This window comes from Acinetobacter haemolyticus (genome assembly GCF_900406815.1).
Taxonomy (GTDB): Bacteria; Pseudomonadota; Gammaproteobacteria; order Pseudomonadales; family Moraxellaceae; genus Acinetobacter; species Acinetobacter haemolyticus_A.
The window spans coordinates 16,766-38,137 of sequence record NZ_OVCN01000004.1; the positions used below are offsets into that span (position 1 = coordinate 16,766).

A 21,372-nucleotide genomic window follows, 5' to 3' on the forward strand; every position below is an offset into this window, starting at 1 on the left:
ATTTTAGTTTTGAAAGGCTTTGCAAAGTTCAAAATTCAGGCTATTCTGTTTGTACAACAATGAGAACTGAGTCACATAATAAGCTGTATAATTATAAGTGACCTAACATTAAAAAAATCAATAGAGAACGTTATAGCCGAAGCCCATAACTCTAGCGGAGTTATGGGCTTTCTTATAAGCAATTGATAAGTAAAATAATTTAAACTACATCGCTCCAAATTTACCACTATTGAAGTCATGTATCGCTTCGGCAATCTCAGTTTTACTGTTCATGACGAATGGTCCATATCCTTCAATCGGTTCATTCAGTGGCTGACCCGTTAAAATCAAGAATTTACTGTTCTGCTCAGCTTTGATTGAAAACTCAATCTCTTCTCGGCTGAGTACCACTAAACTTGGTGATTGTACCTGTTGCGTTTCATTTAAAGTCACTTCACCTGCAAGTAACACCAACAACGTTGTATGGCCTTCAGTCACATAAAAATGATGTTGCTGACCTTCAACAATTGTCCCATCCCAAACATTGACAGGACTGAATGTCGTCGCAGCGCCTTGGGTATCTTGATATTGCCCGGCAATCACACGTAACTCACTGCCCACGTCATCCAGTGCAATATGTTGAATCTGTGCTGCATCAATCGCTTGATACTTGGCAGGGGTCATTTTGGAATGAGCGGGTAGATTCACCCAAAGCTGTACCATTTCAAAGAGACCGCCTTGCTCAGCAAAGGCTGGTGAATGAAACTCTTGATGCAAAATTCCCCCACCTGCAGTCATCCATTGCACATCACCCGCTTTGATGGTGCCACCACCGCCAGCAGAATCTTTATGCGTCACTTCACCTTGGTAGGCAATCGTCACCGTTTCAAAACCACGATGTGGATGAGTTCCCACACCATGTTGTGCATGGGTCGGTTCAAAGCGATAAGGTGCAGCATAATCTAATAGCAAAAATGGGCTAATGCTTTGTCCTAAACGGTCGTAGGAAAATAGGTTATATACTGGAAAGCCATCACCTACCCAATGCATGTGTTTATTTTGATAAATACCAAGAATCTTTTTCATCTATGTACTCCTATAACGTAGAAGTTCTGATCTTGGTTATTATTTTACGCCCCTCTACTCAAAGCTTATATCATCAGATTGACAACACATTATTCCATAAATAGGACAAACGACTATATAAAATACGAGATAATTCCAGTAATTGTCTCTTATCAAACGCACCTAAATCTTAATCATCCTATTTTTAGTATTGTTTATCCTATTTTTTAGACTTCATTCCGCTTCGTAATTTCACTAGCATTATTTTCAGAGATACCCATAGGGCGTTTTACCTTCGTATTTATTTTACAACAACATGAGGATACAACAATGGCTCAAGACTATATTCGTCTAGACAAAGACAACGCAGCAGTGCTTTTAGTCGACCATCAAACAGGTTTACTATCATTGGTTCGTGATATTGATCCAGATAAATTTAAGAACAATGTATTGGCGCTTGCAGATGCCGCAAAATACTTCAATTTACCGACAATTTTAACCACAAGCTTTGAAAATGGTCCAAATGGCCCACTGGTTCCTGAACTCAAAGAAATGTTCCCTGATGCACCTTATATTGCTCGTCCTGGTCAAATCAATGCATGGGACAATGAAGATTTTGTCAAAGCAGTGAAAGCAACCGGCAAAAAACAATTAATTATTGCCGGTGTCGTGACCGAAGTTTGTGTTGCATTCCCAGCACTTTCGGCCCTTGCAGAAGAATTTGAAGTGTTTGTGATTACCGATGCTTCTGGTACATTCAATGCATTAACACGTGATGCAGCTTGGGATCGTATGTCTAAAGCTGGCGCTCAACTGATGACATGGTTTGGGATGGCTTGTGAACTACATCGTGACTGGCGTAATGATATCGAAGGTTTAGGTACATTATTCTCTAATCACATTCCTGATTATCGCAACCTCATCAATAGCTATAATCAAAATACATCACAAAAATAAAACACACGGGAGGTTAGAGTCCTACCTGCGACTCTAATCTTCTCTCTGTACAGGACTACATCGATCTTGATTAACTCATTTGATGATTTCCATTATTTCTATCTCGTGGTGAAACACGGTGGCTTTAGTGCTGCCAGTGAAGCAGAACATATTAGCAAGTCGAAGTTAAGCCGTCGGATTATTGAACTGGAAAATAAATTTAATGTCAGTCTCATCCAACGGACAACCCGCCACTTTAAAGTGACTGAACTCGGACAGGAGTTTTATGAAGAGTGCTGCAAAGTGATTGCACAAGTTGAATGTGCTGAAAATGTGTTACTCAAACAAAAAAGTGAACCTCAAGGTTTGGTCAAAATCAGTTGCCCACCATTGATGATGCATTTCCAAATTCGCAAGTTATTAAATGAATTTCTAAAAACCTATCCCAAAGTTGAAATTGCCTTAGAACTGACTAGCCGTCGTGTCGATCTCATGCATGATGATATTGATATTGCCATACGAACCAGCTTTGAACCCAATGAAGACTCAAGCCTCATCGTTCGTGATGTGATTCAGACTGAACATTGTTTGGTTGCTGCGCCTGAACTTTTGCAGGGTCGACAGATTCAACATTATTCAGAATTATCCCATTACCCGAGTGTGGCTCTGGGTATCCAGAAAAGCCAATACTTTTGGCATTTATGTCATGTGAGCGACGATAAAAGCGTGGATGTTCCCTACACGCCTCGGGTCAGAAGTAATGATCTTGCTGGCGTGTATTATGCTGTCAGCGATGGTTTAGGTATTGCAGATTTGCCCTACTTAACCGTGCAAGCAGATATCGAAAAAGGCAAATTGATCCATATTTTACCCGAATGGAAATCCAATCGGGGTACGGTGCAATTGGTCTATGCCTCACGCAAAGGACAGCGCCTAGTGGTTGAAAAACTGATTGATACCTTGATCGAAAATTTAAGACGTCTGCCTGAAAGCCAACACCAGCATGGCTATCTTTCGACTTAAAAAAACGGTCATGAATGGGCATGACCGCTCTTTAACAAGTTTGGATCTTCAGATATCCAAGATCTACTCAGATAGATCCACACAGAGATATTTCATCTCGAGATATTCTTCAATACCAAATTTTGAACCTTCACGTCCCAGACCTGATTGTTTTATGCCACCAAATGGCGCCACTTCATTCGAAATTGCGCCCGTATTAATGCCAACCATGCCATATTCAAGCGCTTCACCAACACGCCATTGACGAGCTGTGCTTTGAGTAAACACATAGGCCGCCAAACCAAATTCCGTATCATTTGCCAGTGCCACTGCTTCGTCTTCAGTGTTGAAACGGAATAACGGCGCAAGTGGACCAAACGTTTCTTCTTTAGAGACTTTCATGTCTTGAGTGACGTTGGTGAGTACCGTTGGTTCAAAGAAAGTGCCACCGAGTGCTGAACGCTGACCGCCAATACGTACTGTCGCACCTTTTGAAGTCGCATCAGTAATATGAGACTGGACTTTGGCAACCGCATCTTCATCGATCAATGGGCCTTGGGTGGAAGCTTCCTCACGGCCATCGCCGACTTGTAGCTTGGATACTGCTTCGACTAAATGATCTGCCAAGGCATCGTAAATACCCTCTTGCACATAAATACGATTCGCACAGACGCAAGTCTGACCACTATTGCGATATTTGCTCGCCATAATGCCCTGAACCGCTTGATCGAGATTGGCATCATCAAATACCAACACAGGCGCATTACCACCCAATTCGAGCGATAGCTTCTTAATGGTTGGCGCACATTGCTGCATTAAAATGCGTCCCACTTGGGTTGAACCTGTAAAGCTCAACTTACGTACAATATCGCTCTCGCACAGGGTTTTGCCGACTTCAATCGAATCCCCGCTGATATTTAACAAAATATCGGCAGGTAAGCCTGCTTGCAAAGCCAACACTTCCAGTGCATACGCAGTCAAAGGGGTTTGTTCAGCGGGTTTGACCAACATCGAACAACCTGCCGCAATTGCTGGTGCAGCTTTGCGTGTGATCATCGCCGCAGGGAAATTCCACGGCGTAATCGCAGCCGTTACCCCAATCGCTTGTTTAATCACAAGCAAACGTTGATTTGGCAATGTTGGCGTTAACACCTCACCATCGATACGACGAGCTTGCTCTGCAAACCAACGGATGAATGAAGCCGCGTAACCAATTTCACCTCGTGCTTCAGCCAACGGTTTGCCTTGTTCTGCAGTTAAAATCTGTGCGAGATTTTCTTTATGCTCAAGCATCAATTGATACCACGTCAATAGCACGTCAGCGCGCACTAAAGCGGTTTGCTTTTTCCATTCGGCTTGAGCTTGGGCTGAACGCTGAATTGCTGCTTCAACACCTGCACGGTCATAGCTTTTCACCCATGCCAATGTTTCACCTGTCGCAGCATCTTTCACTTCGATATCCTTATGCGCGGCTGGTGCAGCGAATGAAATATCGGGATGCTGTAATAAATACTGCAAATTGTTTTGAATCATGCAGATTGCTCCACGGCTTGTGCACGGTCTGCTGTTAATGCTGCAAAACCTTGTTTTAAAATATCGAGACCTTGACGGAATTGCTCAGCAGGAATAGTTAACGGATATAGGAAACGAATCACATTACCGTATTTACCACAAGTGAGAATCAATAAACCATGTTCCATTGCGTAATTTTGTACTGCTTTTGCTTGTTCCGCTGTTTCTAGTTCAGCAGCCACCATTGAACCCAAAGCACGAATTTGAGTAATAACATCACCTGAAGTGTCTTGAATTTCTTTTAAAACAGTAACCAACGCTGCACCCAGCTGATTGGCACGATCACATAAGTTTTCTTCTTCGATTGCATCAATCACAGCATGCGCAGCAGCAACCGCGATTGGGCTACCTGCATAGGTACCTCCCAAACCGCCTGGGTTTGGTGCATCCATCACTTCGGCACGTCCCACTACACCTGAGATTGGGAAACCACCACCCAAGCTTTTCGCCATCGTGATCAAATCTGCTTTGGTTTCATAATGATTCATGGCAAATAATTTGCCTGTACGGGCAAAGCCAGATTGCACTTCATCTGCAACCAATAAAATACCGTGCTTATCACACAAAGCACGTAAGCGTTTTAAGAATTCGGCAGGTACAACGTTGAAACCGCCTTCACCTTGTACAGGTTCAAGCACAATCGCAGCGACATCATGTGGTGCAATATCTTCGCTAAAAATATCTTCAACACTTTCAATCGCCGCTGCAACCGAGATGCCCTTTTCTGGCACTGGATAACGCGCATGAAATACACCTGCTGGCATCACACCAAAGTCACGTTTATAAGGTGCTGTTTTACCTGTCATTGCCATCGTCATAAATGAACGACCATGGAAACCATTACCAAACGTAATGATGCCATGACGACCAGTATATGAACGTGCAATCTTCACCGCATTTTCAACAGCTTCTGCACCTGTGGTGAAAAATGCCGTTTTCGCTGCACCTGCGATCGGCGCACGTTGATTAATGCGTTCAGCCAAAGCCACATAACTCTCATAAGGCGTAACTTGATAAGCAGTATGGGTAAATTTAGTCAGTTGCTCTGTTACGGCAGCGATCACTTTCGGATGACGATGGCCTGTATTGAGTACCGCAATCCCCCCTGCAAAGTCGATGTATGGTTTACCTTCTTTATCCCAAATCGTTGCATTTTCAGCTGTTTCTGCATACCACTGACACATCACACCGACACCACGTGGCGTTGCTTGCTGTTTACGTATATTCAGTGCAGAATGTTGAGTGTCCATTTGATTCCCTCATATTTCATCATCAGTTACAGCTTTGGTCTTACATCCTAGGAGTCGATTTTTGGGATGCGATACAATGGCTGCCTATAGCTGTAATTTCGCTCGTCTGATGGCAAGTGACGAGAGCCATTTTTAAACTGTAGGAGAGAGCCAATTGCGTAGCTTACTTGGAGATCATTTACTGCAAAGACTCCAACAAGACACTGAAGGGAAACTCCATCAACGTCTTTTCCGTTGTCTGCGCGCTGCAATTATAGATGGGGTGATTCAGCCGATGACGCGCTTACCTGCGTCACGTGATTTAGCCAGCGAAATTCATGTCTCTCGAAATACCGTGCTCAGCGCTTATGAGCAGTTACAAGCGGAAGGTTATTTAGAAGCACGCACAGGCCATGGCACTTGGGTCGCTGAAAAACTGCCTGAAACTTTTTTAAACAGCAGAAATAAAAATAAAAATTCTGAGATACCCCACATTGAAAGCTCTTATGCTTTATCACAGCGTGGTTCAAACTTATTGGGTTATGCGGCAGCTTCACCCCATCAATGGGGAGCATTTGTACCAGGTGCACCCGATGTGACTGAGTTTCCCCACCATATTTTTAGTCGCATTCAAGCACGTTTGAGTCGTGAACCTGATGTCAATCGACTAATTTATAGCAATGCAGGGGGATGTATTGAACTTCGAAGTGCCTTGGCGGATTATTTAAAAGTCGCACGCTCAGTGCAATGCGATGCGGATCAGATCATAATCACCGAGGGTATTCACCAAGCCATTGATTTAGTGTCTCGTGCCCTCAGTGATATCGGGGACCGTATCTGGATCGAAGATCCTGCCTATTGGGGCATGCGGAACACGCTCAGGATCAATGGTCTGGATATTCAGCCTATGCCTGTCGATGCAGAAGGTATTATTCCTGAAAATAACCCGACCCAGCCGCCAAAGCTGATCTTTGTGACACCCTCGCACCAATATCCATTAGGCTCCCATCTCAGTTTAGATCGACGTCGACAATTGATTCATCTCGCACGCCAGCACAACAGTTGGATCGTGGAAGATGATTATGACAGTGAATTTCGATTCTCTGGGCAACCTTATCCAGCCCTGCAAGGTTTAGAACATAACGCCCCCGTGTTATATATGGGCACCTTTAGTAAAACCATTTATCCCTCATTGCGGATCGGTTATTTGGTAGTGCCTAAACCGCTATTTTCACCGTTACGCATCGTAGCGGCTGAACTTTATCGTGGTGGACATTTACTGGAACAAAAAGCTTTAGCCGAATTTATTCGTGAAGGTCATTATGAAGCGCATATTCGGCGTATGCGCCTACTGTATGGCAAACGTCGGGACTATTTGGTGAGCTTGATTCAACGTTATCTAGGCGCTGAGTTTTTACATGAATATGATGAAGCTGCGGGCTTACATCTGGTTTTAAAATTACCCGATTATTGTGATGATGTTGCCATCGCAGCAACTGCGTTGGAACGTGGGGTCAAAGTCCGCCCTCTCTCCCAATACTATATGCAGTCCCATGCTCGTGCACAACGCGGTTTGCTCATGGGCTTTGCCTGTGTCAATGAAAAAGACATGGTGATGACGTTTGGAGTCTTGCTGCAATGTCTACGTGAAGCAAAAGTACCGACGCTTTCCGCATAAATTCAATAAAAAAAGAACCTCGATATGAGGTTCTTCAATTCGCTTCAACGTTTCGGATTAAAGCGATGGCTTTTCTTGAATCATTTCACTTTGTGCGCTTTTTCCCCAGTTGAATTTCTGAACCAGAAAACCTACTGCCACAATGAATAAGGCCAATAATGAAGTATAGGTCACTTCTTTAAAATATGTGCCTTCAATCAACATGGTAATGATCGAACCAATGATCGCAAAAATCACCAGGTAAGTCAGCCAAGGAAATAGCCACATTTTAAAATCAATTTTAACACCTTCAGCTTCAAGTTTTTTACGCATCCGTAGCTGTGAAAAGGCAATGGTCAAATACACATACAACGCTGCCGTACCCGTTGCCAGCATGAAAATATCATAGACATTCATACTCTCTGTGGCGGTCAAAAAAGTTGCGAACAAGGCAAATAAACATGATGCAATTACACCAATGCCTGGACTGCCTTTTTTATTTAAATAACCAAAACTTTTGGGTGCATCACCCCGTTTAGATAATGAAAATAGCATCCGTGAACAGGTATACAAGGCCGAGTTAAAGCAACTACACACCGAAGTCAGCACCACAAAACTCACAATATGACGTGCTTCTGGGACGCCCAAAGCATTCAAAGTTACACTATAGGTTCCCCATGTCGGGTCTTTTAACAACGGGTTGTTATAGGGAATCAAACACACGGTAATCAGCATCGAACCCACATAAAACAACATAATCCGCCATACAATCGAGTTGGATGCTTTGCGAATTTCCTTAGATGGATTTTTCGACTCTGCAGCGGCAACGGTGACGATTTCAGCCCCGATATAGGCGAACATAACCCCAAGTAAAGCGGTGATCACAGAGGAAAAACCATTAGGCATAAAGCCTTGTGCAGTGAGATTACCCACACCTGCGGCAGAAACCTCTCCCCAAGGCCAGAGGTGCATAATGGCTAAACTACCGATCACTAAAAAGATTACAATCGCAATGACTTTAATCAATGCAAACCAAAATTCAAACTCGCCATAATTCTTTACGTTTTGTAAGTTGATCCAAACCAGTGACCCAATCACCAACAGCATATAGCCCCAAATCGGGATAAAAGGAAACCAGTTGTTCAAGATTTTGCCTGCAACATAAGCCTCCCATCCCATGAGTAATGCCCATGAACACCAATATAACCAACCAATGGTAAATCCCGCCCAGCGACCAATGGCACGATCAGCATAGGTTGAAAAGGAGCCGCTGTCAGGGTTTTGAACCGCCATTTCCCCTAACATACGCATAATAAATAAAACCAGTAACCCACCTAGGGCATAAGCCAAAACAGCCGCAGGTCCAGCGGAGTAAATCACATTGCCCGAACCGATAAATAATGATCCACCAATCACGCCTGCAATAGAGATCATGGTCAAATGTCGTGATTGCAATCCATGTTTTAAATTTTGGGAGAGATTGGCTTCAGAACCGTGTTGATGTGCTGCCATATCATTTTCCTTAACCTATTGGGGATATTTGCAACCTGAGAACTGTTCATCTCAATGCCCCATATATCCCTTAAAATGGTGTTGTTCAAACCTGCTCTCCTCAAATAAAAGAAAGGACGAATGAACAACGCTTCCGTATGCATACTTGCTATGGCTTTAATTTGTCGTTTCGACCCTGAAGAAACGAGAGCCATTTTTAGAATAAAAGAGAGAGCCAATTGTAAAAATTATGCACAGTTTTGGCGAGTTTTATGATCAACCCAATCTAATTCTCAATCGGTGATTTAGCGTTTTTATGGAAGTTTATATAGGGGATATATTCGTTGAGATGACATAACAAAAGCCCCTTTCCAATCGCTGAAAAGGGGCTTTCGAGAAACTTGTTCAGTGAATATTACAAGTTAGAACGGCAAATCATCATCTAAATCCGCAGGTGCTGTTGCAGCAGGCTGTGGTGCTTTAGGCGAGTTAAAGCCATTTCCAGCTTGTGGGCTGCCAGCATAATTGCCTTGGTTTCCACCATTAAAACCACCACCTTGACCATAACCATTTTGATTGTTGTTATGACCTGTGTTTTGGTATCCACCGCCTTGATTATTGTTAAAACGTGGTTGATTGAAGTCACCACCGCTTTGTTCGCTCTGCTGACGTGAATCAAGCATTTGCATTTGATCACCGCGAATTTCAGTGCTGTAGCGCTCTTGACCATTTTGGTCAGTCCACTGACGAGTACGTAGCGAACCTTCGATATAAACCTTCGAACCTTTGCGAAGATATTGCTGTGCAATTTCACCTAAACGGTTATGCAATACAATACGATGCCATTCCGTTTGTTCTTTACGTTCGCCTGTATTTTTATCTGTCCAAGATTCACTTGTTGCAATCGAGAACTGTGTTAGCGAGCCACCATTCGGAAAGGTCTTTGTTTCTGGATCTTTACCCAAAGTACCAACTAAAATAACTTTATTCACACCACGCATTAGCTGTCTTCATCCTATCTATTTCTATGTTTTACTTTATAAGAGTTATGCTTAAATGGCTACCTCTTTGCCAATCAAGTGCGTTAAATCTTGTCGCCCAGCATCATCTAGACACTGTTTATCGACCTTAATATAAGCAACCTGTTGTTCGGGCATCACCACCACTTCTTCAATACCACGAATTGCCAAAAGTTTTGAAGTCCACTCGTCCGTTTTTTGGATTTCAGGCAGTGCAAGCACCACTGATGTCAAATAACGCGGCTGAGTCAGACGAAAACTGATGAACAACCATAGTATAGCAATGACCGTGAGTACACTCCAACCCAGTGCAGTATTCTGTAACATGATCAATTGACCACCTAGAATCCCACCACAGAATGCCCCTAAAAATTGGGCGCTGGCATTGATGCCCATGGCAGTGGCTTTGGATTGTAAAGGTGCAGATTTAGACAGCCACGACGGCAATAAAGCCTCCATGACATTAAATGCAATAAAGAAAATACCCAAACCTGTGAGTAATACATATTTTGATTCATAACCAAAAATCAAAATAAATAAACCAACGATTACCCCTGCAATAGCGGAGAGAAAAATGCCACGCATTTTTCGATATTTCTCTGCCACAATAATGCTTGGAAAAGCAAAGAACAGACTGATCAACAATAATGGCAAATAAACCCAACCATGTTGTGATAATGGAATTTGGGCGTACTCAATCAACTGCGAAGGCGCATAGATAAACATTGCGGTTAACAGCAAATGTAAGGCAAATACAGAAATGTGCAGACGATTCAAGTCTGCCATCTGAATCACTTGTTTAAGTTGGGGTAAATAACCTTGTTGGAAGTTGCGATGATGGCGTGTGACTTTTGGAACCAGTAAGAGCATGACTATTGCAATCAAGCCCATTAAGGTGGTTACCCAAAACAAGCCTGAAATCCCAACCAAACTGGTTAACCAAGGTCCTAAACTAAAGGCAACCACAAAGGATAAACCAATACTCATACCCATGATGGCCATGGCTTTGGTTCGTTGCTCTTCACGCGTGACATCTGCCAACAGTGCCATTACTACAGCAGAAACGGCTCCTGCACCTGCAATCGCACGACCAATAATCACGCCATAAATGGTTTCAGACATGGCCGCAATCGCGCCACCTAAAGCAAAAAGTAATAAACCAAGCACGACCAATGGTTTACGACTAAAGCGATCTGCGAGCAGGCTGAATGGAATCTGTAACAGTGCCTGAGTCAGCCCATAGACACCGACAGCCAAACCAATCAATGCAGGCGTTGCATATTGATAGGACTGCCCTGCTACTGCAAATACAGGAATAATCATGAACAGGCCCAACATGCGTAAGGCAAAAATGCTACTTAAGGCAAAGGTTGAGCGGCGTTCTAAAGCATTCATCATTTTAAGACACTAAAACTGGCTGAACGGATTATAAGCCATCCGCTCACAAAGCGTTGAAAAAAACATAACCAAAAAACAAAAAGGGACGTTGCCGTCCCTCATCATCTTAGTCGTTTGAACTGAACTCAAACTTAAGAGAGTTGCTGTTGTCGCTTGCTATACTGTATCGAAGCGATTACCGCCCAAACAATAAAGGCAACGCCAATCAAACCTGTTACAACTTCGGGCACATGTAAACCTGTACCGCTTGCAATCATAATAAATGCTAAAGCACCAATCGCATAATGTGCCCCATGCTCCAAGAAGATATAAGCATCTAAAGTGCCTTTTTCGACTAAATAAATAGTCATCGAACGGACAAAGATTGCACCAATCGCAAGACCCAACATAATGATCACAACATCACTGGTAATCGCAAACGCACCAATTACACCATCAAAACTGAATGATGCATCGAGGACTTCCAAATACAAGAAACCACCAATCCCGGCTTTTACCACACCTTTTGCTGCCCCATCTGCACCTTGTGTTACGGCATTGCCATTGTCATCCACCTCAGGCTCTCCACCCAATAAGTGACTTAGAACTTTCACGCCGATATACACCACGATGCCCCAGATCCCCGCCATGGTCACCACGAGACGTTTCACTTCATCAACATGCGCAGCCATGATTAACATCGCCACCAACGCAATAAAGACCGACATCGCAGGTATACTGGCTAAATCTGCCAGTTTAGACTCAATCCAGCGGAACCAATGGGTTTCCTTTTCATCATCAAAAAAGAAGTTTAAAAACACCATGAGTAAGAATGTTCCACCAAAAGCTGCGATCTCTGGATGATGCTCCATCAAACGTTCAGAATAGGTCTTTGGATCATTCAATGCCATTTTCACCACTTCCATCATGCCCATGTCTGCAGTGACAGCAACGATCAAAATCGGGAAAATCAAACGCATCCCAAATACAGCAACGAGAATACCCACGGTTAAGAACAACATCTTCCAGAAGTGATCCCAATTACGGAGGACGGAGGCATTCACCACGGCATTATCAAATGACAAAGAAACTTCCATAATCGCCAAAATGACAGTAATGGTGAGTGCCTTTAACATGGTTGAAATGCCTGCTTCTGGGCCATGGGTGTAACCCCAATATGCAGACAGTGCCAAACACACGATGGTGAAAAAGATGGAAAAACGGAAATGCTTCATGAGCTGCCTTTTAGACAAAATTATTGGGTTATAAAAATGTGTCTATTGTAGGCGAGTTTTGACCGAAAGACAGAAAAGATTGTTGGACTTGTTTGCAGATTCAAGTGAAGTAAAACTAACTTCTGTTATAGTTTGGACAAAATTTATTTTTATCATTTTACAGGTTCATTTCATGGCATTTTCACAAGCGCTTTGGCAGCAAAACGAAGATTTATACCAAAAAATATTAGCTCTTCCCTTCAATCAAGAACTGGCAGCAGGCACATTAGACCCAAAAACATTTTGCCATTATGTGATTCAGGACGCGCATTATTTATTAGCGTATGGTCGCGCACTTGCGATAGCCGCAGCCAAGGCGTATGAAGCCGATGACGTGATTCAATTTTCTGAAGCTGCAAAAATTGCCATCATTGTTGAACGTAGCTTGCACAATGATTTTATGCAGGAATTTCACATCAGCAAAACCGAGTTTGAAAGCACGCCATTGACATTGGCTTGCCATCATTACACCTCTTTCTTGACCGCAACTGCATGGTCAGAAAGTTACCCTGTGGTTTTGGCCGCCTTACTGCCTTGTTTTTGGATCTATGCCGAAGTTGGTAAGGATATTGTCAATCAATCCGTCGCTAACAATCCCTACCAAGCATGGATTGATACCTATGCAGGTGAAGAATTTAATATCGCCGTTGCGAATGTGATTGCGACCGTGGATAAAGTTGCCGCACGTTGCGATCAAGATACTTTAGCGAAGATGCATGCGGCCTATACCATGGGTGCAAAACTCGAATGGTTATTTTGGGACAGCGCCTATCAGCAACGCCAATGGTTAGGTCTAGACCAAGCCTAAGCCATTCCGTTATTTTTTAGTTTTTAATCGACATAAAAAAGCCCCGATGAAGGGGCTTAGTCGTATATCGTATCGTCCGACATACTGTATGAGGCTCATCTCAAACTGGCGCCATTAAAACACAAAGCTCAAACGCTGCATAGCTCCAGCATTAAAATAAATTGACGACAATTAAAGCAACCAAAGCTGGCAGCGCTTGGATATAGATAATATTCTTACTAGCAGTCAACCCACCATAAATTCCAGCCACCAACACACAAGCTAAAAAGAAATTCGCCAAAGGCAATGCATAGCTGTCAGGTGCATACAATGACCAGAATAAACCTGCGGCAAGGAAACCATTATAAAGCCCCTGATTTTGTGCCAGTACCTTGGTGAGCTGTGCTTTTTCAGGCGAATTTCCAAATGCTTTCAAACCTGCTGGTTTATCCCACAAGAACATTTCCAACACTAAGATATAAACATGCAACAGACCAATCAACGCGATTAAAATATTTGCTAGCATTGTTCTCGATTCCTTATTCTGCTCATCCTATGATTGAGATGAATGTAGCACTGATCTAGCGATTTTGCTCGATCGGCAATTGGATTTGTGTGACTTTCCAGCTCAAGCCCGTTCTTTGCAAGATAATTTTGGTCGGCAAATGATTGTGTGGATGCTGAATTTGCACGGCGAATTGATTGAAAGACTGGTAACGACCTTTATAGCTCACTTTTTCTGCACGAGATGAAAACGCCGATTCGGATGAATGTGTCGTTTGAGACGTTGTGTTTGCTTGCAGTGGCAAACTGTCTTTGAGCTGCTTACCTTGCATAAGCAGGGCCACTCCTTGTGGTGACACCATAACATCCACTACTTTATCCAGCATTGATGAAGCTAAAATTGCCCCGAATGCAGCGAGTCCTCGCTCCGAAGAAGGCACTTGAGGCATATCTTGCAACATTTGTGCATTGACCTGATCTTTTAAACTCTGGCGTACACTTGGAAAATCAATATAACTGGTCAAGGCTGCACTATCCTCTTGTTCAATCGCTTGACGAATTTGATAAATCGTTAAATAAGGTGAAGCAAATAAATAACCGAAGACCAATAACACCAGCATAATGCTGAACATCTTAAATTTTTGTGACATCTTATCCTCAGCAATGAACAATTTTTTTACTAAATGGTTTGTGAAAACTCACAGATAAACACTTGGGCAATATAAAAATTTCATGTTAAAACATTAGGCACATCATTTATCCGACACAAACTGACGCTTAAAATCGTTTTGTTACAGCTTGAACAATTTTAAATCGCTATTATATAGAGGGTTTGAGGAAACTTCACAAATCCTAGTAGGAATGAAGATTACACTCCCTATTTCAATTTCCACATTACTGAGATGTATTTATGAGTCAAAGTCATATCCGTATTCGAGGCGCACGTACCCATAATTTAAAAAATGTGTCACTCGATATTCCACGTGACAAGTTTGTGGTGATTACGGGACTTTCAGGCTCAGGAAAATCATCCTTGGCATTTGATACCTTATATGCTGAAGGTCAACGTCGCTATGTTGAATCACTTTCAGCCTATGCACGTCAATTCCTTTCGCAAATGGAAAAACCTGAAGTTGATTCAATCGAAGGTTTATCCCCTGCAATTGCGATTGAACAAAAATCGACGAGTCATAACCCACGTTCAACTGTCGGAACGATTACCGAAATTTATGACTATTTGCGCTTACTCTATGCGCGTGTCGGTACACCTTATTGTCCTGAACATGATTTGCCGATGGTCGCGCAAACTGTTTCGGAAATGGTTGATGCGGTAAAATCGCTCGATGAAGGTACAGCACTAATGTTGCTCGCACCTGTGGTTCGTGAACGTAAAGGCGAATACAGCAACTTATTTGAGCAACTACAAAGCCAAGGTTTTGTACGCGCACGTGTCGATGGCGAAATTATTGATATTGATACCCCACCTGAACTGGATAAAAAGAAAAAACATACCATCGAAGTCGTGGTCGATCGTTTCAAAGTACGTGATGATCTTGGCAATCGAATTGCAGAATCCTTTGAAACAGCCTTACGTTTAGGCGGCGATATTGCGATTTTATCGTGGATGAATGGCGAACATCCTGAACGTGTCTTTTCAGCGAAACACTCTTGCCCTGAATGTGACCGTGCGGTTGCTGAACTCGAGCCTCGTTTGTTCTCATTTAACAATCCTTTTGGTGCTTGCCCTGTCTGCGATGGTTTAGGGACGCGTAGTCATTTTAGTGCAGACAAACTTATTCCAAATCCAGAAGTATCGATCAGCCAAGGTGCAATTCGTGGTTGGGACAGACAGCGACCGTATTACTATACGATGCTTCAAAAAGTCGCAGATCATTTTGATATTCCACTCGATACCCCGTGGAATCAACTGGATAAAGAGACACAAAAGAAATTCTTACAAGGTACAGGCAAAGAAAAAATCGATCTGAGTTATATCGATGAACGTGGTCGTAAACATAATCGTGTGCAACCTTTTGAAGGAATCTTGCCACATTTAGAACGCCGCTATCGTGAAACGGAATCGAATTATGTCCGTGATGACTTAGCTCAATACTTATCCAATGCCGCTTGTGATGCGTGTGGTGGTTCTCGTCTCAATGAAATCTCGCGTCATGTTCGCGTCAAAGACAAAACCATTGCTGAAATCACCAAGATGTCGATTGGTGATGCTGAAAGTTATTATCAAGACCTCAATCTTGAGGGGGCTAAAGGCGAAATCGCGGATAAAATCTTTAAAGAAATTCGTGAGCGTTTACACTTTTTAGTGAGTGTGGGACTCAATTATTTAAGCTTAGCACGTTCGGCTGAAACCCTTTCAGGGGGTGAAGCGCAGCGTATTCGCCTCGCTTCGCAAATCGGTGCAGGTTTGATGGGCGTGATGTATGTTCTTGATGAACCATCGATTGGTCTGCATCAACGAGATAATGATCGCTTATTACAAACCTTAATTCGTTTACGTGATCTCGGCAATACCGTACTGGTCGTTGAGCATGATGAAGATGCGATTCGTGCTGCGGACCATATTATTGATATCGGACCAGGTGCAGGGATTCACGGTGGTGCGATCATCGCCGAAGGAACCTATGATGAATTGGCAAGCCATGCCGATTCGCTTACAGGTCAATATCTTTCAGGCAAATTAAAAATTGCAGTGCCAAAACAACGTACCCAATCACCACGTCCTGATGAAGTGATTAAGCTTTCAGGCGCAAGCGGACATAATCTTAGAAATGTCGATTTGACTATTCCTTTAGGCATTATGACCTGTGTCACTGGTGTTTCAGGTTCAGGAAAATCAACCTTAATTAACCGTACTTTATTGCCTTTAGCAGCCACTCAACTCAATGGTGCAACCACTCTTACCGCAGAAAAATTTGATTCGATTGATGGGTTGCAACACTTGGATAAAGTGGTTGATATTGACCAAAGTCCAATTGGTCGTACACCACGTTCGAACCCTGCTACCTATACGGGGTTATTTACCCCGATTCGTGAGTTATTTGCACAAACACCTGAAGCCAAAGCACGTGGTTATAGTGCAGGCCGTTTCTCGTTTAACGTGAAAGGCGGACGCTGTGAGGCCTGTGAAGGCGATGGCATGATCAAGGTCGCGATGCATTTCCTGCCTGATATGTATGTGCCTTGTGATGCCTGCCACGGCAAGCGTTATAATCGTGAAACGCTGGAAGTGGGCTATAAAGGTAAGAATATCTCTGATGTGTTAGAAATGACCGTAGAAGATGCAGCAGAATTCTTTAGTGCAATTCCTGTGATTCATCGTCGTCTAGAAACCCTGACGCAAGTGGGTCTTGGTTATATCCGTTTGGGTCAAGCCGCAACAACCCTTTCAGGTGGTGAGGCTCAACGCGTGAAATTAGCGCGTGAGTTAGCAAAACGTGATACAGGGAAAACTTTATATATCTTGGATGAACCAACTACAGGTCTGCATTTCCATGATATTGCCAAGTTACTCGACATCTTGCATGAACTACGCAATAAGGGTAATACCATTGTAGTGATTGAGCATAATCTGGATGTGATCAAAACTGCCGATTGGGTGATTGATCTTGGACCAGAAGGTGGTTCTGGTGGTGGTCAAATTATTGCAGAAGGTACACCTGAGCAAGTGGCTAAGGTTGAAATCTCACATACTGGTAAGTTCTTAAAACCGATGTTGAAATAAATTTAATTGATTCTCCAAAACTGGCGTAAATTTAGGCTGTACTTGTCTCTCTAGCTTGAATTTACGCCAACTTCCTAAATGCGGAACAGATGCATATTCAATATTATCAAACAAAGAATACTGTGTTTTCTGTAATTTCTCAGCACGCTTTATGCATTCCCTCAACCATGAGTAAGACATTTTCATATAGTCAGCGACATTCAGATATGTATATTTGAGTAATTTGGGTTTTAGACTTTCAAATAATTGAACATATGCCAAAGCCATCGAGAAACTATTTTCTTGAATCTGTTTTACTTGTTTCTTTTGGAGGAAAAGTTGTTCTTCATCATCAATCATTCCCTGTAATGGCTCAGTTGATGCTGAAGATGATATGCTCAAAAGAATCGGATTAATCGCTTCATCTGGATCATTTCTAGAACTTTGATCAAAACTCAATGCATATTTAATTATACGATCCGTACCATGAACAAATAAATTCCACATTTTGTGTTTTAATTCAACCCAGTGTTCGGGATTGTATGAGTCAAATTCACCAACCCACTTTTCTACAATAAATAAAAAGGCATCTTGAGCAATATCTTCCGCTTCACATTGTTTAGAAGAAAGAGTTATCTTCTGCCAATCTTTGTAATGTTCAACAGAATAAATCAACTGATATAATTTTTTTTGGTCTTTTGCTAGCACAGATAGAATCTAATATTCGAATTCATTTAAACTATCAATTCTAAATTTAAATTTGATGACGAAATAAAAATAACCGCGGTAAATCGCATGATAACGTTTGTTTAACCCTCCACCACATTCTTCCCTTTTACCTTCGCTTTCAATAAAGACTGATCCGCATTTTCTAACAGTTCAAGCCAGCTTTCTGCACCAACTGCGACACCAATACTCACCGAAACTTGAATGATCTCACCCGAACTTGAAACCACAATCGATGCATTAGAAATTTCAGTACGAATACTTTCCGCAATTTGTTTTGCAGCATCCATTTCAATATTTTCAATGACCACCAAGAACTCATCACCACCATAACGGACGATTAAATCCGATGCTCGTACATTGTGCTTTAACTGATCAGCGATCATTGTAATCACCTGATCGCCAACAATATGCCCATACTGATCATTCACAAATTTAAAATTATCAATATCAATCACAATCACAGCTAAATGCCTAAGAAGCTCAGGTTTAGATTGAAGTAGATCAAGATACTCATCTAGAGCAAGGCGATTGGATACCCCTGTCAACGCATCCGAATTGGCAATCTGTTTTAATTGCAACTCCATCGTATCCCGTTGAACCAGCATAACTTTGAGTTTATCTATCGCCTCAAATAAAGAATAAAACTCATTTTGGGATTTGTTTGAATTTACTGGTTCATCACTGACATCAGATAATTCAAGAATCATATTCCGTGCTTTGATCAAAGGACTAAATACTTTTTGCTTGGCATAAATCATCGTAAAGAGTGCGATTAGTAAAGATAAACTCGATATACCGAGCGTAAAAAGAAATTGTTGTTGGGCATGCTTTTTTTGGTTGATCGCAAATTCAATACTGTAGTCCAGAATATAGTTTTGCAAATCCATCACTGTCGTGAATTTATCTACAATTTGCTCAGTAAGTTCCGTTCCAGAAATAAAATAATCTTCGTTATTTTTACTCTGTAATAATAATCGAGTCACAATTGGAAGCCCTTGATCCAAGAACTCAGTTTTGACTCGTTGATGCAACCGACTATATTCAGGCGTTTTGGATTGCTCTAAATGAATCGTATCGACCAAAGCCCATAAGTAATAAGTTTGATGTTGGGTTTGTAATGAACGAGCGAGATTCTCATCTGAGATTTTTTCATCAAAGGTCACGGGAGCCATGATATTAGAAGCAACCCGCCCTGCCTGATCTCGCATGTCAGTTAAGATCAAAATAGACGTAAAATAATTTGAAATTTTACTGTCCTTACTTTTTGACTGGATCATTAACTTGTTCAAAAGTTCACGTGCTTCATCCCACGCAGCAAACATGGATAAAATCGCTTGATCAAACTGCAACGATGTTCGTTGATGAGGTGGAATTAATGCATAAGCATCCACAGTGATTCGAGCTTGGGCCAATTCTGCTTTTAAATCAGTCTGCAAAGATTGAGCTATTAACGGAAAACCACCTTGCTCTAAAATTGTAATGGTTCGATCAATTTCAGCATCAACAACACGTCTAAAAGCACGTAACTCCGCTTGGTTTGCCACCAATTCATCTGGTGTACTAGACATTACTTTATTGGAAGGTGCACGTTCTCTAGAAATTTTATTTACGGTCTTGACCAATGCCCTTAAACTTGTTGTTTCTGTGAGCACCTGTTTAGTTTCAATATATTCTTCATAGCTGCGAATAATCAGCGGTATAGAGATATATAAAATCGATAGAATAATCACAACCATACATGAAAATAAACGAAGGCTAATTTGCTCAGAACGTAGTTTTGAGTTTTTTAAATCACGTCCCATGAACACACCTTGCTTTTCTCACCCATCATTTTGATCAATTCACAATCAAATAAACATTTTAGCGATGTTCTTACAATCACCAGACCTTTAAGCGATCGACATCATATACTTCTACTCACACTATTGCCGAAACAGATTGTAAAAATGAAAATTATCAATTTTACAAATCAAACATCAAACTACATACTTTGATTAAGCAATATGAATGAGTTACTACTCACCAATTACCCTCTAGGATGTTTTCTCCCCCAAGCGTAAACATCCTATTTATCAGCCCAACTCAAACCAAGAGAGTGGGCTTTTTTAATAAAATCAGTATATTACCTACTACAATAACTTTAGTTGCGTTAATGCCTGATAAACAATTTCTTTACGTGCAGCTGCATGTGTAGGTTGATTCATTTCCATATTGAGAGAAAAAGCGGTAACTTTTCCGTTTGGATCTTCAATCCAGCCTGTCCACCATCCTACTTGCGGGGTAATATCCATCCCCCAGCCACTTTTGGCGTAAATTTTGGTTCCTCGGACTTCATCAACCAACAACATATCAATCACTTGCTTTTGAGTGTTTTGGGTAAACGGTAACTCCCGTTTTGCAAGCCTGTAAGCAAATTGTGCTTCTTCAATTGGCGTAATCTTTAAAGGGCCAACGAGCCAGAAATTATCAACTTGTGTTCCGATGAGCGTATTACCGAAGTCTACTCTTTTGACTTCTTTTGCCATGAGATCTAAACCAATCCGCTGAGCAAGCGTTTGATAAACAGGTACAGCTGATGCTTGCATGGCTTCAGCTAAAGTCAGGTCTTTTTCCCAACTTTCAAAAGCACGTTTCTGACCATCCCACTTAAACATTTCATTTGGAAAGGTCTTATCATGTTCTATACCAATCAAAGCATTTAAGATTTTGAAAGTAGATGCTGGGACATATGCAGTCTGGGCACGATTGAGATCATTACCGTATGTTTTAAGCACCTGCCCATCAAAGGTAATCAAAACACCTGTTGTTTGAACATCTTGAAATAAAGACGCGATCTTTGAGGCTTGATCATTTTGAACTTGAATGAATGATACTGGCGTGGGATTATGCTGGCAGGCGACAGCGGTTAATCCAACACCAATGAGTGCAGCGAAGATAAATAATTTTGATTGCTTCATTTTCTGTATTTAAGTTATCGGACTTTAATCGTTACTATAGAGCTTTTATACAAATTACTTTGTGATATTTCTT

At 41.9% G+C, this 21,372-nt stretch carries 17 protein-coding genes; 5 read left to right on the forward strand and 12 right to left on the reverse strand.

The genetic code is table 11. From position 1 onward, the window contains the following. Positions 1 to 204: 204 nt before the first annotated feature. Positions 205 to 1,065, reverse strand: a complete 861-nt coding sequence (locus tag DK207_RS03600) for a pirin family protein (protein ID WP_109440005.1) — start codon at positions 1,063 to 1,065, stop codon at positions 205 to 207. 309 nt (positions 1,066 to 1,374) lie between these two features. On the opposite strand from DK207_RS03600, the gene ycaC reads away from it, so the two are divergent. After that, the gene (ycaC, locus tag DK207_RS03605) at positions 1,375 to 2,001 is read left to right on the forward strand and encodes an isochorismate family cysteine hydrolase YcaC (RefSeq protein WP_109440006.1); all 627 of its coding nucleotides are present in this window, start codon (positions 1,375 to 1,377) and stop codon (positions 1,999 to 2,001) included. Between the two features lie 66 nt (positions 2,002 to 2,067). Further along, positions 2,068 to 3,003, forward strand: coding sequence for a LysR substrate-binding domain-containing protein (locus DK207_RS03610; RefSeq protein WP_109440007.1), 936 nt, complete (start codon positions 2,068 to 2,070; stop codon positions 3,001 to 3,003). Positions 3,004 to 3,066: 63 nt separating this feature from the next. On the opposite strand, the gene DK207_RS03615 is transcribed toward DK207_RS03610, so the two are convergent. Both DK207_RS03615 and gabT read right to left on the reverse strand, forming a co-directional pair. Further along, on the reverse strand, positions 3,067 to 4,515 hold the full coding sequence (locus tag DK207_RS03615; protein ID WP_109440008.1) for an NAD-dependent succinate-semialdehyde dehydrogenase: 1,449 nt from the start codon (positions 4,513 to 4,515) through the stop codon (positions 3,067 to 3,069). Then, positions 4,512 to 5,804, reverse strand: coding sequence for a 4-aminobutyrate--2-oxoglutarate transaminase (gene gabT / locus DK207_RS03620; protein WP_109440009.1), 1,293 nt, complete (start codon positions 5,802 to 5,804; stop codon positions 4,512 to 4,514). The genes DK207_RS03615 and gabT overlap by 4 nt, the downstream gene beginning before the upstream one ends. 154 nt (positions 5,805 to 5,958) lie before the next feature. Here gabT and DK207_RS03625 point away from each other — a divergent pair, with 154 nt between their 5' ends. Then, entirely contained in the window at positions 5,959 to 7,461 is a 1,503-nt protein-coding gene (locus tag DK207_RS03625; protein WP_109440010.1) for a PLP-dependent aminotransferase family protein, read from the forward strand. A 57-nt stretch (positions 7,462 to 7,518) separates the two neighbouring features. Here the strand turns inward: DK207_RS03625 and DK207_RS03630 are convergent, their stop codons facing one another. The 4 genes from DK207_RS03630 to DK207_RS03650 form a co-directional block, all read right to left on the reverse strand. Continuing rightward, complete coding sequence (locus DK207_RS03630) at positions 7,519 to 8,952, reverse strand: amino acid permease (RefSeq protein WP_109440011.1); 1,434 nt, start codon at positions 8,950 to 8,952, stop codon at positions 7,519 to 7,521. 401 nt (positions 8,953 to 9,353) lie between these two features. Further along, positions 9,354 to 9,932, reverse strand: coding sequence for a single-stranded DNA-binding protein (ssb, locus tag DK207_RS03640; RefSeq protein ID WP_100833074.1), 579 nt, complete (start codon positions 9,930 to 9,932; stop codon positions 9,354 to 9,356). Between the two features lie 51 nt (positions 9,933 to 9,983). Next, the gene (locus DK207_RS03645; RefSeq protein ID WP_109440013.1) at positions 9,984 to 11,348 is read right to left on the reverse strand and encodes an MFS transporter; all 1,365 of its coding nucleotides are present in this window, start codon (positions 11,346 to 11,348) and stop codon (positions 9,984 to 9,986) included. Between the two features lie 131 nt (positions 11,349 to 11,479). Continuing rightward, positions 11,480 to 12,562, reverse strand: coding sequence for a DUF475 domain-containing protein (locus tag DK207_RS03650; protein WP_109440014.1), 1,083 nt, complete (start codon positions 12,560 to 12,562; stop codon positions 11,480 to 11,482). Positions 12,563 to 12,734: 172 nt separating this feature from the next. Between DK207_RS03650 and tenA the strand changes: the two genes are divergently transcribed. Next, a complete protein-coding gene (gene tenA, locus DK207_RS03655; RefSeq protein ID WP_109440138.1) occupies positions 12,735 to 13,409 on the forward strand; it encodes a thiaminase II in 675 nt (224 codons plus the stop codon). A 151-nt stretch (positions 13,410 to 13,560) separates the two neighbouring features. Here the strand turns inward: tenA and DK207_RS03660 are convergent, their stop codons facing one another. Next, entirely contained in the window at positions 13,561 to 13,914 is a 354-nt protein-coding gene (locus DK207_RS03660; RefSeq protein WP_109440015.1) for a DUF1304 domain-containing protein, read from the reverse strand. 55 nt (positions 13,915 to 13,969) lie between these two features. Next, complete coding sequence (locus DK207_RS03665; protein ID WP_109440016.1) at positions 13,970 to 14,542, reverse strand: DUF2939 domain-containing protein; 573 nt, start codon at positions 14,540 to 14,542, stop codon at positions 13,970 to 13,972. A gap of 260 nt (positions 14,543 to 14,802) precedes the next feature. Between DK207_RS03665 and uvrA the strand changes: the two genes are divergently transcribed. Beyond that, positions 14,803 to 17,634, forward strand: coding sequence for an excinuclease ABC subunit UvrA (gene uvrA, locus DK207_RS03670; RefSeq protein ID WP_109440017.1), 2,832 nt, complete (start codon positions 14,803 to 14,805; stop codon positions 17,632 to 17,634). Here uvrA and DK207_RS03675 read toward each other — a convergent pair. From DK207_RS03675 to blaOXA, 3 genes are all read right to left on the reverse strand, one after another. Beyond that, positions 17,614 to 18,321: a hypothetical protein gene (locus tag DK207_RS03675; protein WP_109440018.1), complete on the reverse strand. Its 708-nt coding sequence runs from the start codon at positions 18,319 to 18,321 to the stop codon at positions 17,614 to 17,616. The genes uvrA and DK207_RS03675 overlap by 21 nt on opposite strands. 101 nt (positions 18,322 to 18,422) lie before the next feature. Further along, the gene (locus DK207_RS03680; protein ID WP_109440019.1) at positions 18,423 to 20,144 is read right to left on the reverse strand and encodes a GGDEF domain-containing protein; all 1,722 of its coding nucleotides are present in this window, start codon (positions 20,142 to 20,144) and stop codon (positions 18,423 to 18,425) included. Positions 20,145 to 20,471: 327 nt separating this feature from the next. After that, positions 20,472 to 21,299, reverse strand: coding sequence for a class D beta-lactamase (gene blaOXA, locus DK207_RS03685; RefSeq protein ID WP_109440020.1), 828 nt, complete (start codon positions 21,297 to 21,299; stop codon positions 20,472 to 20,474). Between the last annotated feature and the right edge of the window lie 73 nt (positions 21,300 to 21,372).